The organism is Segetibacter aerophilus, from assembly GCF_007991655.1.
Lineage (GTDB): Bacteria > Bacteroidota > Bacteroidia > Chitinophagales > Chitinophagaceae > Segetibacter > Segetibacter aerophilus.
Genome location: NZ_BJYT01000021.1, coordinates 1 through 18,637 on the forward strand (window position 1 = coordinate 1; position 18,637 = coordinate 18,637).

Annotated in this window: 15 protein-coding genes; 7 read left to right on the plus strand and 8 right to left on the minus strand. The window is 41.1% G+C overall.

The features are described from left to right. Window positions 1-408: 408 nt before the first annotated feature. The 3 genes from SAE01_RS19625 to SAE01_RS19635 all read right to left on the minus strand — a co-directional run bounded on the left by SAE01_RS19625 (window position 409) and on the right by SAE01_RS19635 (window position 4,011). Window positions 409-1,053 (minus strand): YceI family protein, encoded by a 645-nt coding sequence (locus SAE01_RS19625; protein WP_147205508.1) that lies wholly within the window; start codon window positions 1,051-1,053, stop codon window positions 409-411. A 191-nt stretch (window positions 1,054-1,244) separates the two neighbouring features. Beyond that, the gene (gene tgt, locus SAE01_RS19630) at window positions 1,245-2,384 is read right to left on the minus strand and encodes a tRNA guanosine(34) transglycosylase Tgt (protein WP_147205509.1); all 1,140 of its coding nucleotides are present in this window, start codon (window positions 2,382-2,384) and stop codon (window positions 1,245-1,247) included. A gap of 79 nt (window positions 2,385-2,463) precedes the next feature. Next, window positions 2,464-4,011 (minus strand): hypothetical protein, encoded by a 1,548-nt coding sequence (locus tag SAE01_RS19635; RefSeq protein WP_147205510.1) that lies wholly within the window; start codon window positions 4,009-4,011, stop codon window positions 2,464-2,466. 235 nt (window positions 4,012-4,246) lie between these two features. On the opposite strand from SAE01_RS19635, the gene SAE01_RS24570 reads away from it, so the two are divergent. Then, a complete protein-coding gene (locus tag SAE01_RS24570) occupies window positions 4,247-4,399 on the plus strand; it encodes a hypothetical protein (protein WP_170234212.1) in 153 nt (50 codons plus the stop codon). Between the two features lie 8 nt (window positions 4,400-4,407). Here SAE01_RS24570 and SAE01_RS19640 read toward each other — a convergent pair whose 3' ends face one another. From SAE01_RS19640 to SAE01_RS19655, 4 genes are all read right to left on the minus strand, one after another. Beyond that, window positions 4,408-5,358: an NmrA/HSCARG family protein gene (locus SAE01_RS19640; RefSeq protein WP_147205511.1), complete on the minus strand. Its 951-nt coding sequence runs from the start codon at window positions 5,356-5,358 to the stop codon at window positions 4,408-4,410. Between the two features lie 188 nt (window positions 5,359-5,546). Continuing rightward, complete coding sequence (locus tag SAE01_RS19645; protein ID WP_147205512.1) at window positions 5,547-6,197, minus strand: response regulator transcription factor; 651 nt, start codon at window positions 6,195-6,197, stop codon at window positions 5,547-5,549. Further along, window positions 6,194-7,000: a sensor histidine kinase gene (locus tag SAE01_RS19650; RefSeq protein WP_147205513.1), complete on the minus strand. Its 807-nt coding sequence runs from the start codon at window positions 6,998-7,000 to the stop codon at window positions 6,194-6,196. Before SAE01_RS19650 ends, SAE01_RS19645 begins: the two co-directional genes overlap by 4 nt. A 633-nt stretch (window positions 7,001-7,633) precedes the next feature. Then, on the minus strand, window positions 7,634-8,212 hold the full coding sequence (locus tag SAE01_RS19655) for a hypothetical protein (RefSeq protein WP_147205514.1): 579 nt from the start codon (window positions 8,210-8,212) through the stop codon (window positions 7,634-7,636). A 499-nt stretch (window positions 8,213-8,711) separates the two neighbouring features. On the opposite strand from SAE01_RS19655, the gene SAE01_RS19660 reads away from it, so the two are divergent. The 6 genes from SAE01_RS19660 to SAE01_RS19685 all read left to right on the plus strand — a co-directional run bounded on the left by SAE01_RS19660 (window position 8,712) and on the right by SAE01_RS19685 (window position 17,109). Next, window positions 8,712-9,329 (plus strand): DUF2652 domain-containing protein, encoded by a 618-nt coding sequence (locus SAE01_RS19660; protein ID WP_147205515.1) that lies wholly within the window; start codon window positions 8,712-8,714, stop codon window positions 9,327-9,329. Window positions 9,330-9,562: 233 nt separating this feature from the next. Beyond that, window positions 9,563-10,945 (plus strand): Gfo/Idh/MocA family protein, encoded by a 1,383-nt coding sequence (locus SAE01_RS19665; protein ID WP_147205516.1) that lies wholly within the window; start codon window positions 9,563-9,565, stop codon window positions 10,943-10,945. Window positions 10,946-11,118: 173 nt separating this feature from the next. Continuing rightward, entirely contained in the window at window positions 11,119-13,680 is a 2,562-nt protein-coding gene (locus SAE01_RS19670; RefSeq protein ID WP_147205517.1) for a DUF7133 domain-containing protein, read from the plus strand. A gap of 6 nt (window positions 13,681-13,686) precedes the next feature. Further along, window positions 13,687-14,814 (plus strand): sugar phosphate isomerase/epimerase family protein, encoded by a 1,128-nt coding sequence (locus tag SAE01_RS19675; RefSeq protein WP_218029203.1) that lies wholly within the window; start codon window positions 13,687-13,689, stop codon window positions 14,812-14,814. Window positions 14,815-14,844: 30 nt separating this feature from the next. Continuing rightward, window positions 14,845-15,630 carry an SDR family NAD(P)-dependent oxidoreductase gene (locus tag SAE01_RS19680; protein ID WP_147205518.1) on the plus strand — a complete coding sequence of 262 codons (786 nt, stop codon included), beginning with the start codon at window positions 14,845-14,847 and terminating at the stop codon, window positions 15,628-15,630. A gap of 144 nt (window positions 15,631-15,774) precedes the next feature. Further along, window positions 15,775-17,109, plus strand: coding sequence for an MFS transporter (locus tag SAE01_RS19685; RefSeq protein WP_147205519.1), 1,335 nt, complete (start codon window positions 15,775-15,777; stop codon window positions 17,107-17,109). A 28-nt stretch (window positions 17,110-17,137) separates the two neighbouring features. On the opposite strand, the gene SAE01_RS19690 is transcribed toward SAE01_RS19685, so the two are convergent. After that, window positions 17,138-18,373, minus strand: coding sequence for a Pycsar system effector family protein (locus SAE01_RS19690; protein WP_147205520.1), 1,236 nt, complete (start codon window positions 18,371-18,373; stop codon window positions 17,138-17,140). Between the last annotated feature and the right edge of the window lie 264 nt (window positions 18,374-18,637).

Consider the following 18,637-nt stretch of genomic DNA (forward strand, 5'->3'; position numbering starts at 1 on the left):
CCGACTAACAATATTTCTAAACCTGAGTAACATCTATTTCATTTCTTAACGCCTGAACTGGTAATTTTCTTAACGCCTTTTCTATGAGGTCGTTTCGAATACCTTCCATCCAAAACATTTTTACTGCCCAGGTAAAAGACTCTTGACAACAGTTCTTGCATAAGGGACATCAGCCGCTTGGGTGCCCAGCGAAGCGAAGGCATTTCGAAACATTGCGTAGCAGTTTCGAAAACAAGCGGGTGGAGTCACGTTGCAAGAACGAAGCCCAGCGGCTGGAGCTTTTGACAAAAATTAAATGCCTCATAAATACATTTAAACCTCGGTCTAACTAAAAACTGCCGCTTGTACAAAAAACAAAAAAAGCCGAACAACACGTGCCCGGCTTATAGATGACTTTCAGAAAGATCTTTATGCTTTATTCATTTCAACGTTTACAACAAGCTCTACGTCTTTGCTAACAACTAATCCGCCAGCTTCTGTTGCTTTGTCCCATTTAAGATTGTAATCGAAACGGTTGATGGTTGTTTTTGCTTTGAAGCCAGCTTTGGTTTTGCCCATATTAAGAGCAGTTCCACCAAAAGTAACATCGAAAACAACCGGTTTAGTTACGTCGCGAATGGTAAGATTACCAGCAAGCTTGTACTTGTTGCCGCCAGCGGGTGTGAAAGAAGTACTCTGGAACTTCATTGCGGGAAATTTTTCTGCATTGAAAAAATCGTCGCTTTTCAAATGCTTATCACGCATTTCATTCTCTGTATTAATCGAATTTACGTCAACAGTAAAGTTGATCTTAGCATCAGAAAAATCGTTCTTAGCGTTTTCCATATTGCCATCAAACATTTTAAAGTTGCCTTCTACTTCCGATACCACAAGATGCGTTACAGAAAACTTCACGTTTGAATGCGATTTGTCAATTACCCATTTTCCTGCCTCGCCTGGCAAGGATACAAAAAACTCATCTTTTGCCGCATCAAGATTTTTTGAAGGAGTAAAAGCCGAAGTTGCTACTACAAGTGCAGCAATAGCTAAAGATGCTGTAAAAAACTTTTTCATAATGTTTACCTGTTTTTCAGAGTTTTATTAAGGAGTTAAATAGGTTTCAAAAATATCAGTAACATGGTGGCGCAAATCAGCTAAGAGACCAAAGGAAGAAATGTTGCGACGAAAGTGAAAAAAAACGGTAAGTGAGCAGACTACGTCAGCAGGTTTTGCAAATGGATCGACTATATCATGCTTTAAAAGAATTATAACCGCTGTTGCAGAACAGGCACGACATCATTTTTCCAGCTTGTAAAACAGTCTTGTAAAATATGCTTTCTTGCCTCTTTCACCAGCCACAGGTAAAAGGCGAGGTTGTGTATGCTTGCCAACTGCAAACCCAGAATTTCATTTGCAACAAACAAGTGCCTCATGTACGCCTTGCTGTAGTATTGACTCACTTCGTTCGGGAGCTGATTATCAATTACTGAGAAGTCTTTCGCCCACTTGAGGTTTTTTATGTTGATTACTCCTCGCGTGGTAAACAACATTCCATTCCTTCCGTTGCGGGTGGGCATTACGCAGTCAAACATGTCAATTCCAAGATCAATACATTCAAGAATGTTCCAGGGGGTGCCGACGCCCATAAGGTAACGGGGCTTGTTCTCCGGAAGTTCTTCACAACACAACGCTGTAAACTCGTACATCATTTCCATTGGTTCGCCTACGCTCAATCCGCCAATGGCGTTTCCTGTAGCATCTTTTGAGGCTATGTATTGGCATGATGCTGTACGAAGATCTTTATAAGTCCCTCCCTGAACTATTGGAAAGAGATTTTGAGTGTAGCCATATTTTGAAGGAGTGGCATTAAAATGAGTGAAACACCTGTCGAGCCAGCGGTGAGTTAACTCCATGCTGTCCTTCGCATATTTGTATTCGCTCGGATAAGGAGGACATTCATCAAAAGCCATCATAATGTCGGCGCCAATCGTCCGCTCGATATCCATTACTTTTTCGGGAGTAAATAAATGCTTGCCTCCATCTATGTGAGATTGAAACATCACTCCCTCTTCATTTATCTTTCGATTGGCTGCCAGAGAAAAAACCTGGTAGCCACCACTGTCAGTCAAAATAGGACGATGCCATCCGTTGAATTTATGCAGTCCACCTGCTGCTTCTAACACTTCAAGTCCAGGCCTTAGGTATAGATGATAAGTATTGCCGAGGATTATTTGCGCATGCACATCATTATATAACTGCTGTTGGGTAACCGCTTTAACGCTTCCAACAGTACCAACGGGCATAAAGATGGGGGTTTCAATTTCACCGTGGTCTGTTGTTATTTTTCCCGCTCTTGCCTTTGAATGCTGCTGGGTATGTGTAAGTTCAAATTGTAATGCCGGCATAAGCCGGCAAAAGTAGGGAAATGACCTCCCTTAAAAAAGCTTTGGGTGGCATAACAAATGTTTAAAATTACTTCTGGTACTATGGATGTTTTTTGCCATAAATCCAAAAATCTTCATCAGGTACTGTCGAATGAATTGTTGGAGAGTATATCAGTTCGTAACCGATTGAGTTGATTGCAGAGTCACTTTTTCGTCCGTTAAAGACCATTGTTTCTATCTCATCCCTTAAAGCAATTTTGTAAATGTCTCGGTTGCTGCGAGGTTTCCTCTTATCATTAAACTTAATAAAACTGCCGTAACCATTAATAGTCGGATAATAAATCTCATTTATTCCTGCATAGTGCAGTAACGCCATCCCTTCAAAATCTGGATGAAGGACGATCTTATTATTATTCCTACCAGTTTTAACGAGAAAAGCTGCAGCTTCTTTTGCTCCTGAAAAAGGATATTTAACCTCATACACATGAACGATAACAGAGGCAGCAAACTGTGTTAGCAGCAAGAGGAAAAAAAGATAATTAAAATAAGTAGTGGGCTTTCCTTCTGATTTAGACGATGCGTTGTAAAGCCATACACTTAGCAGCAGCAGAACAAAAAAGGCTCCGGTGTGCCTTAGGAGTCCCCGGTCAAAAATGAAGTACATAAATAAAAGCAGGGCGACAAAAGAGCTGGTAAACAACCAAAAGACGGGACGTGATTGTTTGTACCAAGTATAAAGCGCCAGGACAAGCATACAAATTGTTAGCAGTTGTGGTACGTAGAAAACCAGTTTGTTTAAAAAAGAACTTTTAAAATAATTGCTTTCGAAGATACTGGTGCCCCAATACTTGTTTTCTTTTAAGGGCGCAGGCAGATAGAACAAGGCGTTGGAAACCTCCTTCGAAATTTTGCCCATTCTTTTAAAATTAACATTAGCCGCCACGGTTAACTTTGGTCTTCTGTCTGTTGGAGCCACCAATTGTAATAAGGCAATGGTTAGGAAGATTACGAATACAATTCCCGAGATATAAAAAAGCTTTGACTTGTAAGAAGAAGGTTTATTGAGAGGAAACGTGCTGGCAAAAAAATACATAAATAAGCAGCAGCTTATAATGGTTGCATAAATGTTACTATTTGCCGCGATGCCAACCATTATTGCTGTTAGTACAATAGAGCTTTTTGACTTGCTTTTATTAAAAACACAAATTGAGAGGAATAACAGAAAGATGCCAATCGAATAGTTTCTACTTATAGCTAAGTATTCAAATGACAGGAAGTACGAAAAACATAAAAGGAATTTCTCGAAAAAAGAAAATGGTGAGTAAAAGATGATAAGCGCTGCAACTGATAAACCAATGAGAAGATGAACTACCTGTATGGTATAGATGGAAGGGACAAGATGGTATGCGATAAATAATATTAAATGCCACAGAATAGGATGCCCCTCATAGCGCACATTTTGCCAAAGCTCACTCAGATCTTTACTATCCCTCGCTAAAAGAAATGCCTGCGATTCATCCCTCCACATTTCGTGATGATAAATGGTAGTTGCGCCAACAATACAACATCCAAGGAACAGGAGAAAAAGAAACAGACCACTATGTTTTCTTGACAGGGTGTCAACATCCAGCAGAAGTTTGGAGAACAATTCAATCAATTTTGGTAAAGTAAAAATCTTCTGCAAAAAACCTTCAAACTGAGCAGCGAGAAACAGCTAAAGGTTTTGCAGCTACAAATGTAGCTGCCCTTTATTATGCTTCGCTCACTACAAGAAAATTGAATGAAGTAACCATTGCTTACTCACGATATTACCAAGGGAATGTAGGTGAGCAACTATTAAAATAAGATGGTTTTTAGTATTTTCGAAAGTAAGAGCATTCTTTATGGAGCCAACCGAATTTCGGAAACTAAATGTAGACCTGCCGCTGGAACCGATCACCAACGATCGGCCATGGTTAGTTGTCGGCTGGCTGGTTGCGTGTTTGTTTTTTATTCTTGTTGTTTGTGCCTACCTGAAGTACAAGGGATTGTTGTAACAACCCACTTATCCAACCGGTATTTGCTGACCATACTTTTGAAGCCAACTGCTAAAAGATGCAAGATCGCTATTCAAACTTTTTGAAAATCCGATATCCCTTTTCTTGTTGAAGTCATCAGAAAAATCATGGTTGAATTGAAACATATTACCAAGATCATCTGCTCCTGGAAAGCCAAAGCTTCTAAACACTTCAGGTGGTATCTGATTGTACCCGATTTCTTGACCAAGTGCGTTCGTTAATGCTTGCGCCATTTCATTCCCGCTCAAATGGTCTCCGGCAATACCAACCGTTTTACCAACCAGTTCACCTCCTCTTTTAAAGATTCCATAGGCGCATTTTCCAATATCTTCAGCTGCAATCATGGCAAGTTTCCTATCTCCCATAGGCAGTGTTATTGCCAGTCGCCCGTCCTCCCCTTTCTTTGGCCCCATCCCGAAATAAATGAAATTATCGTAGTAAAAAGATGTTAGTAGAAACGTTGTTGGAACCCCTGCTTCAGTAAAAAATTTATTCGATTCCCCTTTAGCATCGAAGTGAGGAACTTTGTATTTTCCCATTAGCGTGGGCATTCGATCATCGGTCAGTGGTACATACTCTCGGGTGTCCTCCAACGTTGACCAAATTGCATGCTTTAGCCCGGCTTCTTTTGCTGCGAGTGCCATGGCTTTTGCTTCGTCCATTTCTCTTTCTGCTGACATGTGGGCCCAGAAAAAAGTTACGAAGTATGCACCATAAGCGCCATTTAAAGACTCCTTTAAAAATGCCGGGTCGTCAATATCGCCTGTTACTATCTCGGCTCCTTTTTGGGCCAGCTGTTGTGCTTTATCTGAATTTGCATCACGGGTAACTGCACGAACAGTAAATTCGGTATTCGGATCGTTTAGAATTGCGTGAGCTAACCCGCCGCCCTGCGCACCGGTTGCACCAAAAACGGTAATGATTTTTTTGTCTTGCATAAATTAATTTTTAAGGCCTGATGGTTGGTAAGTAGTTTTTGAAACATTAAGATAAAAACAATAATTAATCAAACAAACCCTCCGCTAGTTCGAACAGGATTAGGCACTTTTTGTTGTTTCTGTAATAATGCTATTTGATTGGAGACGGATGAGGGATTGGTACGAGCTATTAAATAGAGTGTAAAGTATTAGGTGACTATACCGTTTTTCAAAGCAAACATTACCAGACCCGCGGTATTTCTTACACCCACCTTTTCAATCAACCTGGTTCGAATACCCTCAACTGATCGTGGACTTAAGAATAAGTCTTTCCCCATTTCTGTAGCGGTTTTTTCTTCACAAATTAACTTGAGAACCTGCAACTCGCGTTCGGTGAATTCAACATCCTTGTTGAAAGATGGTTTTATGTTGCCCTTTAATACAAGTCTTTTCAACAACGCTTTATTTACCAAATCATTAAAGTAATAACCGTTTTCGTGCACAGCGTAAATCGATTTTCTTATTTCATCTGCGTCTGCATTTTTTAGCAGGTAACCATTTGCACCATTCTCCATTAGATGAATGATAAATTTGTCATCGTCATACATTGTTACCACAAGCACTTTCGATGAATTGAAACTTTTACGAACCTCCTTTGTAGCTTCAACGCCGTCCATCACAGGCATTTTCAAGTCCATGATAATCACATCAACGGCAGTACTCCTCATCCCAGTCAACAAGTCTTCGCCGTTATCAGCTTCTAGAACTACTTCCAAATTATCGTCTGCACCTAAACCAACCTTTAAACCATCCCGGTAGATCTTATAGTCATCTGCTATTGCAATCTTTATTTTCTTCATGTTGCTGTTGTGTTTATTGGTACGTTTATTCTAATTCGATAGCCGTCTGCCTCAGAAAAAAATTCTATTTTGCCTCTAAGCAATATCACCCGGTTCATTATATTTTTCAAGCCCAGCCCATCCTTATTATATCGCAATTCTTCAAACTGCTGTTGAGTCAACCCGATACCGGTATGGAAGATTGTGATCTCAAGAATGTGGTTTTGATACGTTGAACTTACCAATATTTCATCCGCCTTTGAATGCTTTAAAATATTATTAAGCAGTTCTTGCACCATCCGGTAAATACTGATATCATTCTCTGCATTTAGGGTTGTATAACTGTCATCCAAACGGGTTGTTGCTTTGATGATACTGCCTTCAATTGTCTTCTTAACAAAATGGCGGATTGCTTCATTGAGCCCAAATTCTTTCAAAATGTTGGAGTGGAGATTATGTGATATTCCGCGTACTTTTTGAATTCCCTCATCAAGCAATTCCTTGCCTTTTTCATGAAGTTGCTTACCACGTTCGTCAAGAAGACTAGCATTGATACCCTGTAGGTGTAATTTAGAAGAGGAAAGTATTGCACCAACTTCGTCATGTAAAGCTTCGGCGATTCGGTGGCGTTCTGTTTCCTCGCTGCGAATAGCAGCTTCGATTAATTGGTTTTGTTGTCGCTCGTGCAGTTCCTGCATATCTCGCTGGTACTTTAATTTCTTCCTCTGAGTAATAATAAAAGCAAGTAAAAAGCTAAAAAAGAACAAAAGCATTACAACAACGAAAACATACAATTTCCATTCGAGCGAACTATTTTGAAACATAAAAAGCTTTTGCAATAAACACACAAAAAAATAACAGTGCTACTTTTGGAATTTGCCACATTTGTACAGCAAAGGCTGTATTTTGATAAAAAGCAGAATCATAAAAAATATAAACGGCAAAAGTGGTGACAATGAAAATACTCAATCCTGTTACAATCCAAAAAGAGGGATCTTTAATAAAGGAAGTTTGTTCTTCCTTAAGAATATAGATATAATACTGAAGGCATAGAAACAATAAAATGATTGTTTCTGTAAGGCGTAAAGTTGTACTTATTTTTTCCTTGTAAAAAGATTCTAGAAAAAGAAAGTTTATAATTACAAATATTATAAATAAAATGGGTAACATAAATTTAATTCGACTAAGAAAACGTTGTTTTAGCAACAGGAAAAACAGGCTGAAGAGTAAAAGTCTGATTATAGAGTCTATATTGTAGAGGGCTACGTTATTATGCCACGGCAAACTATAGCCGTACAACTTCTGATTTGAAATAAGATTACTTATAAGGTTAAGAATAAAGGCTATTACAACATACAGCTTTACAGGAGTAAAAATGCTCCTCTTTCTTCTAGCTATTACGATAAAAAATAAGGGTATCAAAAAAGGCCAAACTTCTAACCAAGAAAGAATAAAGATCATTGTTCTAGCATTGTTGCACATACCATAGGTGGACAAGGATCTATTTCTATTGCTTGCGCAAAATAAACCTTTTTAGCATCCGCGTCATAAGGTGAAATTGAATAGGTTAAGTGCAAGTGATCACGTGTTGAAATCATAGGCTTGAAGTAGAGGCCCCCGAATGTTTTATCCTTGTTATTTTTTTGAAAAGCATCTTTGATTTTAATAATTGTTTTAATTGGAAGCGGAATATTTCCAAAGGCTACGGGACTAGTTATGATGGTGTCTTTACTTTCAAAATTTTTAAGAGTGTCAGGCTTGTTAGAATTTTCATAAGAACCATCATTTTTCTCTGCATAGGAAATAGAACTGAACCTACTTTGTTTACTTACGATATTTGAGTTAAATACATTTATTACTAAAAATCGATATTGCACAGTGTCAAGCCAGGGATTGATCTGACTAGCTTCATAAATCAAATCTTTAAATTTTGGTGATTCATTACAAGAACTAAAGGCCAGCAGTATTGATATTAATGCTAGGACTACACCTAAACTTCTATTGTTTTTAATGATTAGGCTGTTTACATTATCCATCTTTTCAGTTTTTTGTTTTTTACTAATTATTCTAAATGTTGTGTATTTAACGTGCGATAAACTTATCTGAAACTTAGCGACTCTCTCGCATAATAAGTGATCTGCTTACTATTATCATTACTCTTCTAATGTAATTCTCACTTTTCTCATTTCAAAGCTTTTGATAATATAATTGCGTATTTCTACGCAGCTTCTATAAATGAAAATTTACGGAGATGTTAGCGCGACTTAACAGTATCCTTACCTGACTTTTTTTATTAGTACATCCTACCTTGATATCGGCCGTAGTAAAGGCAAAATTTGTTGTATAAATAATCAGTTTATGTACAGCAAACTTCTCTTCTTCGCTCGCTTTCTTTTATTCTTATGTGCAACGGCCTTAATTAACCCAAATGATACCGTTGTTACTATCAGTAGAATATTTACAGCCTGCAAGTCCGTGTACTGTTTGCTTACGGCTGACTCCAAACCCTAAACCCGAATCTCAAAAAATATTCACATGAACGGCTTAATCATAATTCCAGACATTACCGGCTTTACCAATTTTGTAAAAAACACAAATATTGATCTAGGTGTATCTGTTATTTCTGACCTGTTGAATGAGGTTATTGACAGTAATCCCTTAGACATTGAGATTTCTGAAATTGAAGGCGACGCAATTCTGTTTTACAAATTAGGAAAACCTTTGTGCGTAAAACAAGTATTTGCTGGTTTAAAAACCATGTATGATGCTTTCAATAGCAAGTTCGAAACTTTGAAAAACACCTATAACCTTCAGGAGAGTCTATCTCTTAAATTCATAGTTCACTACGGCGAAATACACCTTTGCAATATCAGGGGTTTTAAAAACCTGTTTGGTCAAACAGTTATTGAGGCCCATTGCTTGCTTAAGAACGGAGAAGGCAACTCTGATTATATTCTAATCACCGACGACTATCTTGAGGCTTTGGAACAGAATGTTTCAGTAGTACACTCAGTTGCATGGAGATATTCAACTTCCGTTTCTCAATCCTTCTGCGGTTTGAGGCAAATCAAGTACAGTTTCTATAATCTGGCAATGCCTAATAATGGAAAGAACAATTGTCATTACACATCTCAGAGACAACTAGCCCTATAATAAGGTATGCATGTGTATAGTCTTTATCACTTTTTTATATCCCTTTGTTTGGCAACATTTAGAAACAAATCATCCAAGTGTTTACCCGTTTTATAAACCGATTAATTTCTTTTCTAAATAGAGAATGTTAGTATATTGCTAATGCTAAAAAAGAGGCCTGGAAAAGTATTCCAGCCTCTTTTTTCTAACGTTTGATCTTATTCATTTAAAAAAGACAACTAACTTTTCTTGCCATGAGTTATTCACCAATCGACCGCCGCCATTTTATAAAAGGAGCAACTGCTACCCTCGCCCTTTCAGCACTTCAAGCAAATGGAATGAACTTTCGCGCACCTGGCAAAACATGGTCAGTTGCCTTAATTGGAACAGGCTGGTACGGCAAGAGTGACCTCTTTCGTTTAATCCAGGTCGCACCTGTTGAAGTGGTTGCGCTTTGCGATGTAGATAAAAATATGATGGAGGGCGCCGCACAGTTGGTAAGTCAGCGCCAAAAGTCTAAGAACCGCCCTAAGTTATACGGTGATTATCGCAAGATGCTGGCAGAAAATAAACTCGATATTGTACTCATCGGAACACCCGACCACTGGCATGCACTTCAGGCAATCGATGCAATGAAAGCGGGCGCACACGTTTACGTGCAAAAACCAATTAGTGTAGATGTGATCGAAGGCGAGGCTATGGTCGCTGCAGCTCGCAAATATAACAGGGTTGTTCAGGTAGGCACACAACGAAAAAGTACTCCCCACTTGATTGATGCGAAAAAGAATATAGTTGATGCAGGCCTGCTTGGCAAAATATCGCATGTCGAAATGTGCTGCTATTTCCATATGCGCGCTAATGGTAATCCTGCTGTTCAGCCCGTGCCTGCATTTTTAGATTACGAGACGTGGACAGGTCCGGCTCCTATGAGGCCCTATGACGGTTTGCCCCACGTTCGCTGGTGGAGGACTTTCATGGAATATGGCAACGGCATTATGGGTGATATGTGCGTGCATATGTTCGACACGGTTCGTTGGATGCTAAAGCTTGGGTGGCCAAAACGTATCAGTTCTACCGGTGGAATTTATGTGCAGAAAGATGGCAAGTCAAATATAGCCGACACCCAATCTGCTCTTTTTGAGTACGACGGTCTAAACTGCGTTTGGCAACACCGTAGCTGGGGCACTCCTGCTAATCCTGACTACCCGTGGTCTTTTACTATTTACGGTGAAAAAGGCACCCTAATTGCCTCAACTATGCAGTACGATTTTATTCCTGTCGACGAAAAAAGTGGAAGCAAGGTGCACAAAGATGTTGTCTACGAAAAAGAGAAATATCCTGAGGATGTAACAGAGCCGACCGAACCTAAGATAGAATTGAATGCCGCGCCAGCAACTCGCCTGCACATGCTGGATTTTCTTACAGCGATCGAAAAAGGAGGCCGGCCAGTAGCGGACATAGAGCAAGGGCATATTTCTACCGCAAGCTGCATTTTGGCGAACATGTCGATGAAGGTTGGCAGACCGCTCGTTTATGATCCCCAAAAGCGACAAATTGTAAATGACCCTGAAGCAAATGCGTTGTTGAAAAGGCCCTATCGTTCTCCCTACGTTCATCCCGATCCAAACCAGGTATAAGGGTTTTTTGAAGGTTTTTTAAAAATCAGCATAAAAAAGAACATTTCTTTTTAGCCCGGCGGAGGCGCACTATTTAACATCGTTGCGTCGCACTCTTGTACTTTTTCTTTTTACTCGTCAGCGATAATAGTCTTTAAATCATCAAAAGTACCAGCACAACCAGGTGGAGTAATATGTTTAAGCGAGTCTACAATATTTGCTTGTTTTTCGCCATACTCTTGGGTCTCGTCTGCTTCATTAATCCATTAAATTCAAATCAGACGGATGAAGAACCTTCTCCTCCCCGTTCACCCCAGCAAGAACTTGCAACTTTTCAGACAGAACCGGGTCTGGAAGTTCAGTTAGTTGCTTCAGAGCCAATGGTACAAGATCCTGTCGTAACTACTTTTGATGCTGACGGCCGAATGTGGGTTGTTGAGATGCGGGGATTTATGGCCGACGTTGAAGGAACCGGCGAGAAAGAACGGATAGGCCGAATATCAGTGCTGCAGGATATAAACGGCGATGGGCAAATGGACTCAAGCACAATTTACCTCGATAGCCTCGTTATGCCCCGGGCTCTTGCAATCGTCAAGGGCGGAGCCCTTGTTACCGAAAACGGTTCTCTCTGGCTCACCCAGGATCTAAACAATGACCTAAAAGCTGATACCAAAACTTTAATTGACTCTGCTTACGCCGGCAGCCCGCTACCAGAACACTCAGGCAACGGGTTATGGCGCGGAGTAGACAACTGGTATTACAACGCCAAGTCCCGCTTTAGATATCAATTGTCTAATGGAGTTTGGCAACGGGACAGTACCGAGTTTCGAGGCCAATGGGGAATAAGTCACGACGACGAGGGCCGCCTCATTTATAATTACAACTGGTCCCAGCTTCATGCCGACCTGGTTCCACCTAATTATCTTTCACGTAACAAAAATCATAAGCCTACCACAGGCATCGACCACGGCTTAACAGTAGACCGCAGAGTTTACCCAATACGACCCAACCCCGCAGTTAACCGCGGTTATATTCCTGGTACACTAGACAAACAAGGACGATTATTGGAATTCACTGCTGCCTGTTCTCCCCTATTTTATCGAGGCATAGCTCTACCCAAAGAATACTACGGCAACGTGTTTGTCTGCGAACCTTCGGGAAACCTGATCAAAAGGAACATCGTTGAGGAAAACGGCTTTCTTCTTTCTGCTCACGATCCTCATCCCGGCAAAGAATTTCTTGCTTCAACCGATGAACGGTTTCGTCCCGTTCAATTATCGACCGGCCCTGATGGCGCTTTATACATCACCGATATGTACCGGGGATTAGTGCAACATGCTGCCTATATCACCCCATACCTACGTGAGCAAACCATTAATCGCAAACTTGTCCAGCCTATTCATCGTGGTCGAATCTGGAGGATCGTAGCCAAAAACTGGAAGGCTGCGAATGCGAAAAAGTTGTCTGCTGCCTCAAACGAGGAATTGATCAACCAACTATCTAATCCGGACGGCTGGCACCGCGACATGGCGCAAAGATTACTTGTAGAGCGCAACGACAAGGATGTCGAACCTGCCTTAACCAATCTTGCTTTAAAAGGAAAGAATAACCTGGGCCGTTTCCATGCCCTTTGGACGCTGCAAGGCTTACACCTTGTTCAGCCTGACTTGCTTCTGCAACTTGTTTCAGATCCAGTCGCTATTATACAGGCTACTGCCTTAAGACTGATCGAACCTTTTGCCAAAGCGGATAAAAATGTTAGGTTGAAGCTGGAAAGGACACTGGTGCAACAATGGCAAAAGGCGTCCCTTAAACCAATACTTCAAATAGCGCTCACCTCACAGGTACTAGACTCCACTACATCCTTTCCACTGTTGGCTGGTATTACCGGAAGACATGTTAGTTTCCCTTTAATTCGTGATGCAGTTATTAGTAGTCTTGAGAACAGGGAACTAAGCTTTTTAAAACACCTTTGGAAAAATGCGGAATGGCAAAAGCAGGATCCTTCAAAAGAAATTTTTCTTGAAATGTTGGCGACTGCCATTATGCATAAAAAAAATCCCAATGAACTAACTACTCTGTTCGCTATGCTGGATGAGCGAAAAGCGCAACCAGGCTGGAGACAAAAAGCAATATTGACTGGGCTTTCAATGGGTGGGGGCGAGAACAATTCACAGCCCGTGAGGCTGCCAGTTCCGCCTTCAATTCTTACAAACTCAACTATTAAAATACCAGCCAATCGGCTTGCAGCCTTAACGTCTTTGTTTGAATGGCCGGGCCACATCGTGGATAAAATCAAAGCAACTTCGAAGAATATTCTAAATGAAGAACAGCAGCAGTTGTTTGCGCAGGGACGTCAGCACTACCTTACTACTTGTGCCGGTTGTCACGGAACAGATGGTGCCGGCATGAAACGTTTTGCTCCACCTCTTGCCGGTTCTGACTGGGTTGTAGGAGATGAGAAAAGATTAGCCCTAATTGTTTTGCACGGTATGGAGGGAGCAGTAGAAGTTGCGGGAAAAAAGTACGATGCTCCTGAAATCTTACCTGTCATGCCTGCACATTCTACTATGGATGATGCAGCCATCACGGCTATTTTAACTTACATCAGAAACGAATGGGGAAACAACGCAGGCCCGATTGGTAAGCGTACTGTCGGAACCACGAGAAACACGACACAAGGCCGGGTAGTACCATGGAAAGCAGCGGAATTAAAAAAGTATGTGTTAGAAACCAAAGTTCAGGAAAGCAAATAAACTGTCATGAATATGTTCAAAGTAATGAAAGATGATATACCGGAACTGCCGTTGCACAACACGAACAATAGAGTAATAGACAGGCGTTCATTTCTGCAGAAGTCAAGCCTTGGAGCGGCTGCACTGCTATTACCTAAACTACCTCGCTTTGCAAAAGAAACTGCGATGGGAATTGTGGTACATTCCTACGGTTTCCGATGGAACTTAAAAGTTGAAAGTCAAAAATATCGGGGCTTTGCTAACGCCCTAGAATTAATGGAGCATTGTCACCAAATAGGAGCCGGAGGCACACAAGTCGTCGTCAGCAATTGGACAAATGACTTCTCAAAAAAAGTTAGAAGCAGCCAGGAAAAGCTCGGGCTTTACCTGGAAGGATCAGTCGGTGTACCAAAAAACGCAACGGACCTGTCACGTTTTGAACAAGACGTTATCAATGCAAAAGACGCAGGCATGCAGGTATTAAGAACAGTTTGTTCGAGTGGCCGCCGCTACGAAACCTATCATTCCGCCGAGGCTTTTCAGCAACTTCAAAAAAATGCCTTGATTTCGTTAAAACTAGCAGAACCGGTTTTAAGGAAACACAAGATGAAACTGGCTGTTGAAAATCACAAAGACTGGCGGGCACCTGAATTAGAACGAATGATGAAGCAAGTGAACAGTGAGTGGATCGGCGTAACGCTTGATTTTGGTAACAGCATTTCCCTGCTTGAAGACCCAATGAATGTTATTCAGACACTTGCTCCCTATGCCTTTTCTACCCATGTAAAAGACATGGCTCTGGAAGAATATGCAGACGGCTTCCTGCTATCAGAAGTTCCTTTAGGAAAAGGTATTCTCGATTTGCCTCGTATTATTAGTATTTGCCGAAAATACAATCCAAACGTTACTTTCAGCCTTGAGATGATTACAAGGGATCCATTGGAAATTCCATGTTTCAAGAATGAGTATTGGGAAACGTTTGGCGACGTACCGGGCTCAGACCTGGCAAGAACAATGCGAATGGTGCGACAAAACAAAAGTGCTACTCCCCTGCCACGTGTCTCCCAACTTAGTGCTGAAGAAAAGTTAGCCGCAGAAGAGCAAAATATACTAGCCTGCCTGGATTATAGCAGAAATACATTAGGCCTCAAATAACTCCAACATAATAAGCTCTAAAAACAATTCATGGATAAAGAAGTACTCCCGGGAATTAAACAATTTGATCTTAATGGCAAGTCCGCTATTATAACCGGCGGCTCAAAGGGTCTCGGCTTGGCGATGGCAGCAGGATTGGCTTCCGCCGGAGCCAATATCATGCTCGTTAATCGTAACGCAGAGGAAGGAACCCGTGCTGTAGAAGAATTAACGGCCGACTTTGGCATTAAAGCAATTTCCTTTCCGGCCGATATTACCAGTCAGGAACAAACCGAGGCAATGGCCTTAGCGGCTATGGATGCTTTTGGAAAAATTGATATCCTTATCAACAGTGCCGGCATCAATATCAGGGGTGCAATAGATGAAGTTAGTCCCGCAGATTTCAACAAGGTTTTAGAAGTAAATGTAAACGGCACGTGGCTTTCCTGCCGAGCAGTCACTCCCTTTATGAAGAAAGCTAATAAGGGAAGTATCATTAATCTCGCCAGTACGCTCGGCCTTGTAGGCTTATCCAATCGTACGCCCTATACCGCTAGTAAAGGAGCAGTTGTACAAATGACACGGGCACTCGCCCTTGAATTGGCGCCTTTCAATATTAATGTGAATGCCATCTGCCCGGGACCGTTTTTAACTGAAATGAATATGCCCATTGCTGATACTGAAGAAGGTAAAAAATTTGTGGTAGGCGCAACTGCTTTGGGTCGTTGGGGAGAAATGCGGGAAATCCAGGGAGCAGCAATATTTCTTGCAAGTGATGCGGGCAGTTACATGGTCGGCTCGATGCTTACGGTGGACGGTGGCTGGACGGCGCGGTAAGCTTTAAGCAGTATTATAAAGTGATTTTGAGGCGGCCTTTATAACTCCCCTCAACATCGTTGCGTCGCACTCTTGAACTTTTTTAACCATATTCTGCAAAATGCCAAAACCAAATACATAACCTCCACTCACCCAAAACAACTAATGGAACAACCAATCGGCAAAAGCAAAAAGACCAGGATTCGATACGCCATGTTAGGCCTTGTCTTTATTAACGTAATGATTAATTACCTCGACCGTAGCAACCTGTCTGTCGCCGCTGCTTCCCTTAGTAAAGATCTGGAGCTATCTACTGTACAGATGGGTTTAATATTTTCAGCTTTCGGCTGGAGCTATGCACTACTCCAAATTCCCGGTGGATTAATAGCCGATCGCTTTGGACCAAGAATTTTATACGCCTTTTGTCTAATTACCTGGTCCATTACCACTCTTTTACAAGGTTTTGCACGTGGCTTCGTCGGTCTTTTCGGACTTCGCCTTGCTACCGGTGCTTTCGAAGCACCTTGTTATCCCATCAACAACCGCATTGTTACTAGCTGGTTTCCAAACCAGGAAAGGGCTTCAGCAATCGCTTTATACGTATCGGGCCAGTTTATAGGTTTGGCTTTTTTTACCCCTGTTTTGGTAACTATCCAATATTACTTTGGTTGGCAGGGATTGTTTATCACTACCGGTTTAATCGGCTTACTCTGGGGATTTATCTGGTATTTCTTTTACCGTGACCCGCTTGAACATAAACGAGTAAACGCAGAGGAGCTTGACTACATAGAAAAAGGAGGTGGTTTAATATCAGGGAAAAAAGATAACCCTGCCCAGCCATCTATTTGGAAATGGGTCAATATAAAACAAGTCTTTTCTAACCGAACTCTATGGGGAGTCTACATTGGCCAGTTTTCTTTAAATGCGATGCTTTGGTTTTTTCTGACATGGTTTCCTACTTACCTTGTCAAATACCGCGGCTTCAACTTTTTAAAATCAGGCTACCTTGCCTCTATCCCTTTTCTCGCAGCCTGCGCTGGCTTACTCATCTCCGGCTTCTTATCTGACTACCTTATACGAAAAGGCAAATCAATTGGAGTAGCACGAAAAACGCCGATCATTATCGGCCTCATCATTTCTATCAGTATCGTTGGAGCTAATTACAGCAACGATGCCGCTTCAATTATCTTCTTTATGGCACTGGCTTTTTTCGGCGCAGGAATGGGCTTGATCTCTTGGGTATTTGTTTCCATCTTGTCACCGAAACACCTCATCGGGTTAACTGGAGGGGTTTTTAATTTCATGGGCAACCTTGCTTCTATTGTGGTACCTATTGTAATTGGCTTCCTGGTGAAAGGAGGTGACTTTAAACCGGCATTGGTTTTTATAGGCGTAATTGCACTGATAGGCGCATGCTCTTATATTTTTCTGGTGGGTAAAATAGAGCAGGCTCCGGCAACGAATGAAGAAGTAAAAAGTAAAAATCCGCTAGAGGTTTAGAGAATAGAAGTATTGTTTCATTCAGTAATTAGTAAACATGAATTAAAGCAGCTATCGTAAATGCTATTACGGACACTGCAATTCCAAACATGAAAATGCTATAAGAGATTCTCAGCAACTTGTATTTCCTCCCGAGCACCTTGCCTTGCCAATAAGTGTCCTTAATCAAACTTCCATATAAAAAGTATCGGTCTTCCATCATTTTCCTCATCCCATAATCATATTCCTTTAGTTCCATATTGTAGAAGCTGCCGTAGAACAATAAATTAACGGACTTGTTTTCCACTTGCTCCGGCGTAAAGACGCCTCTGGTCGCCTTTGGCCTGGTTGCCAAAATGGAATAGATAATGGTAGCAACATTTGTCAGCAATAAGATAATCGTCGGAAAGATGAGGTACCTGTAATTATCCAATTTTCCGATGATCAGTCCCAGTATTGCCGACATGATAATTGAGTTGACTGAGATCATAATATGGGCTTTGTTATCAGCCATCATACTTATTTTCTGACTGTTCGAAGAAGTTACCCTGAACATCGTTTCTATACCCCGGGTCGGCTTCTTATCAGGATTGTTAGGCTTTTTATTTCTACCTGGAATCGTTTGCTCCGCCGGCCCTTCATCTGTATCGTCGGCAGCAACTGGTTCCGGTTCTGCTGCAAACGATTTTTCCGCTTGTTTACTTTTTAGCCTGTTTAGATTTTCCTCTTTTGTTTTGTTCAAAAGCGTTGTACAGTAATCGGTAAGAAAATGATGACTTTCCATCATTTTGATAATTTCTGCACGCCATTCATGACCTCCTATTTTGTGGTTTTTAACTCCCTCTAGTTCCTTTCTAAGCAGCTTCTGGTCTTCTTTAAAATGTGCACTTCCCAGCCAAAACGTATTTACGTCACAAAGAATTTTTGCAGGCAAGCCAGTAGCATCGCCCGGCTTTCTCGTTGAGACAATACATTTTTTAATTTCGTTTATATCCTCTTCCGTCGCTCCACTGCTTTTTAAAAAGTTTTCAGCTATTTCTGCACTCTTTGTTTCGTAAGCCTCCAAAATTCCAGTTAGATAGCCCGTTTTATGAAACCAGGCTGAAGCGCAAACAATAAAAAATAAGCGGTCATCTAGTTTGTAATGCCTCGCAATTTTTTCTGCAATAAATGCAACTTCTTTTGCTCGCGCATAGGTACTAAAAACAATTCTTTCGTCTGCATGCTGAGCATAAAACGCAGCAGTGTATTCTTCAACCTTTTTTAATAGCTTACTGTAATTCATATCAGTGCGGTGTCTGTTAAACGCTTATCAAGCATCCTCTAATATATTCTATTTTTTCGACTCTAATAACTTGTCCAAAGTACTTAGACTGCTTAAATAACCCGTGCAAAATTTTTATCGTCGGGCAAAATTCCTTATTACTTTGAAGTGCAAAAACGAGTTCTTATATTGATGCCGACGTATAGGAATTTGAAGGCATAGGCTATTCTAAGATGAATGCTAATTGATACAACGTAACGAAAGAACGAGACCACCATACTCACA